At 31.9% G+C, this 2,896-nt stretch carries 5 protein-coding genes; all 5 read left to right on the forward strand.

Features of this window, described 5'->3' with window-relative positions:
* The first annotated feature begins 166 nt into the window (after positions 1–166).
* Positions 167–553 (forward strand): flagellar protein, encoded by a 387-nt coding sequence (locus tag KBI38_08250; protein ID MBP8630032.1) that lies wholly within the window; start codon positions 167–169, stop codon positions 551–553.
* Positions 554–678: 125 nt separating this feature from the next.
* Positions 679–954 carry a flagellar biosynthesis anti-sigma factor FlgM gene (gene flgM, locus KBI38_08255; protein MBP8630033.1) on the forward strand — a complete coding sequence of 92 codons (276 nt, stop codon included), beginning with the start codon at positions 679–681 and terminating at the stop codon, positions 952–954.
* Between the two features lie 17 nt (positions 955–971).
* Positions 972–1,463, forward strand: a complete 492-nt coding sequence (locus KBI38_08260) for a flagellar protein FlgN (protein ID MBP8630034.1) — start codon at positions 972–974, stop codon at positions 1,461–1,463.
* A gap of 11 nt (positions 1,464–1,474) precedes the next feature.
* Complete coding sequence (gene flgN / locus KBI38_08265) at positions 1,475–1,957, forward strand: flagellar export chaperone FlgN (protein MBP8630035.1); 483 nt, start codon at positions 1,475–1,477, stop codon at positions 1,955–1,957.
* Between the two features lie 17 nt (positions 1,958–1,974).
* Positions 1,975–2,896: flagellar hook-associated protein FlgK (flgK, locus tag KBI38_08270; GenBank protein MBP8630036.1), on the forward strand; the 922-nt coding region annotated here is incomplete at its 3' end.

Here is a 2,896-nt window from a genome sequence, read left to right on the forward strand (position 1 = left end):
ACTACTGGCAGTACCTTGGCAGAATGTGCTAAAGTACTAAAAAAAGCCGGAGCCAAAGAGGTTAGGGCAGTAGCGTTAGCTATTAATATTTAAGAAAAGGCTTAAAATTTTTGGTTAAATAACTTATAATAAAATAAAATACATAATATATGTTGGAGGAGTCACTATGGCTATTAAAAATTGCTCTGATTGTGGGAAAATTTATGTTGAGAATGTTAGCGGGTTATGCCCTGAATGCTTAGATAAAGAAGAGGAGCAAGAACGCTTAATCATAGATTTTTTAAGAAAAAAAGAAAAAGCTTCGGTGGAAGAAATTCATAGAGAAACCGGTGTTAAAGAGCGAACCATATTGAGAATGATGAAAAAAGGTCGCTTTCTAAATTATGGCGATATTGCTTATAAATGTGAAAGTTGCGATAATTTGATAACTGAAGGACGAGTTTGTGACGAATGTGGCCGTAATATTTTAAAGCAAGTTGATGAAGTTAATGAAAAGCGTCGCAAAGAAGAAGAAAAGAAAAGAAGTGGCGAAAGAATGTATACCCGTGATTAATTATGCAAAAACAAAGAATTAGTTAAAAATTTAACAAAATATAAAAAAAAGAAACGCAGGGATTAATATCCTTGCGTTTTTTTACGATATAGTAAATAAGAAATAAAAGAGGTTGGTGGATTATTATGCTTATAAACAGCAATGTTCAAAATATTATGAAGTTATACGGCGAACCGAAAAGTGTAAAAAAGACTGAAACAAAAGACTTGAAAACTGATAAAAAAGATGAATTTGTGTTATCAACTCAAGCGAAACAATTTAGTCAATATCTAAGTGAGTTGAATCAAAAGTCAGCAATCAGACAAGATAAAATTGATAAGATTGCTCAACAAATTGATAGTGGTCAATACAATATTGATTCACTTAGTGTTGCGGAAAAAATGTTAAGTTACAAATACTAATATAAGGGGGCAATCTGATGTGGCAAGAGCTAATCTCGGTACTCAGTAAAATAGTAGAATCATATCATAGCTTATTGAACTTAAGTAAACAAAAGCGTGCAGCCTTAGTTAGTGTTAATGTGCCAGACATAGAGCGACTGACCAAAGATGAAGAGCAAATTGTGACCAGCATAGGAAAGCTCGAGCAAATCCGTAAAAAAATAACTAATCAAATTTTAAGCGACTTAAAGGTTACGGAAATTGAAGATAGTTTTATGGATATGCTGGCTCTTTGTGATAAAAAAAATGCCGATGAATTGATAAAAGTTCATAATCAGTTAAAAGATATTTTAAAGGAAGTCAGCAATAGCAATAAAATTAATGAAACCTTGATACAACAAGCGCTATCAGTCGTTAATTATAATATCAATGTAATGTCGGAAGCACAAGCTACCCCTACTTACAACGCCAACCCTAACGAAAATACCCAGGCTAAAGTTAATAAAAATTTATTTGACCGTTTGGTATAGTGGTGAAAATTATGTGGGAAAAATTAAATCACAATATTGATAAAATGTTAATGTTAACGAAGAATTTGTTGCTAGCGGTAGAAAAGCAACATCAAAAATTATTAAACAATGATAAAATCGGCTTTGATGAAATTATCAAAGAACAAAGTGAAATTACCGGGAAACTTTTAATGTGTGAAAAAGAAAAAGAAACTATCATTAATGAAATTATGTATAATCAGAAAATTAATTTGGCTAATTTAACGTTATTGCAAACGGTTGAATTTGCGAAAGACAAAAAACAAGAATTAATGCTAAAAGTGTTGGAACTTAATGCTGTCGGTGAAAAAATAAGAAATTATATCACTAAAAATAAAAATCTTAATGATCAAGCGATGCGCTTTATTAATTTCAATATAAATGTTATTACCGGGACTACCGCAGATACCACTTACACAGCCCAAAATACCGGTAATGTTATAACGAAGAAGAAAATGTTTGATCAGTCAATATAGAACATGGAGGGGAAAATATGCGATCTACTTTTGCAGGCTTAAATACCATGGTTAGTGGTCTTAATGCCAATCAAATAGCCTTAGACACTGTTGGGCATAATATTACTAATGCGAGTAATGAAGGGTACTCTAGACAAAGAGCTAATGCTTCGGCGACAAAGCCAGAAAAAATATATACTTATTATGGAGCAAGTCAACTTGGAACTGGAACCTCGGTTGAGTCTATTACTCGAGCTAGAGATGAATTTGCTGACAGACAGTACTGGAAAGAAAACTCCAACTTAAGTGAAAATGAGAAAGAACAATATGTTTTAGGTAAAATTGAAACGGTCTTTGAAGAACCTAGTGATACAGGATTTCAAACAGTTTTAAATAAATTTTGGAAAACATTCCAATCTTTAGGCACGAAGGGGAGCGACTATAGTGCACGAGTGCAGGTTAGAGATACTGCAAAAGAATTAGTAAATAGTATTAATCTTGCAAGAACACAGTTAAATGATTTAGTTAGTGATAATAACACTGGCATTACTAAGAAAACAGAGTCAATAAATCAAATAACAGATGAAATATTTGAGCTTAACAAACAAATTATAACTGTTGAAGGTTCAGGTTCTGGTAATGCGAATGATTTGAGAGACAAAAGAGACTTGCTTGTGGATCAACTTTCTAAAATAGTAAATGTTAATGTTTCAGAAAATAAATTAGGAGCATATACTATTAATTGTGGTTCTATGACTTTAGTAAATGCTACGGCTAATAAAACAGACTTACAAACTAAAACGACAACAGATCCGAAGTATGGATTTGATATTTTAACAATAACTGATAATACAACACCAACTCCAATAGATTTAAATCCTACAGGTGGAGAAATCAAAGGTATATATGACTCTACTAATAATGTTATTGGATGTTTGGATAAATTGACTACTATAACAG

Source organism: Negativicutes bacterium, from assembly GCA_018052945.1.
In the GTDB taxonomy this organism is placed as follows: Bacteria; Bacillota; Negativicutes; order JAGPMH01; family JAGPMH01; genus JAGPMH01.